The following is a 466-nucleotide window of genomic DNA, read 5'->3' as shown; positions in this document are numbered from 1 at the left end:
AAAAAAATTCCCTCAAGTCCTTTCTAATGGTTGTAAATATTATCGTAGTGATTATAGATATAAAGGTAAAGCTAATTTTGGTTTCAAAGATAAACCCGAATTTGCATACTATGAAGATCAATTTAAAGCATATATGGGTGAAGAAAACTATAAAAAATTAAGACCTTATTTAGGTATGACAACTTATTATGTGTGTGAGGGTAAAAAATATCCTGTTGTTTTTGCTACTATGATAGATTATAAAGTAAAAAGCTATGGATTGTTTGGAGATGAAGGAAGAGGATTTAGCTTTTCTAGCATTAGTCGTAAAAGTGCAGGAGGAGGATCTTTTCATTATTTTACTAATGGTAAATTTATAAAAAGTGATGAAAAATATACAGGACAAAGTTACTGATGAACCCTAAAGAACTTATCTCTCAAATCAAAGACTATGCTGATATAGCAGATGCTAGCTATGCTATGCTTG

At 30.0% G+C, this 466-nt stretch carries 1 protein-coding gene; it reads left to right on the top strand.

Annotation, left to right across the window (positions count from 1 at the left end; genetic code table 11):
- Positions 1-394 (top strand): tRNA 2-selenouridine synthase (locus tag CAMP5082_RS08295; RefSeq protein ID WP_337206440.1); only part of this gene is annotated, 394 nt, incomplete at its 5' end.
- Between the last annotated feature and the right edge of the window lie 72 nt (positions 395-466).

The sequence above is a fragment of the Campylobacter sp. LMG 17559 genome (assembly GCF_024723605.1).
Classification (GTDB): Bacteria; Campylobacterota; Campylobacteria; order Campylobacterales; family Campylobacteraceae; genus Campylobacter_D.
The sequence above is the reverse complement of the archived record's forward strand: the minus strand, read 5'-3'. Positions and strand labels throughout refer to the sequence as shown.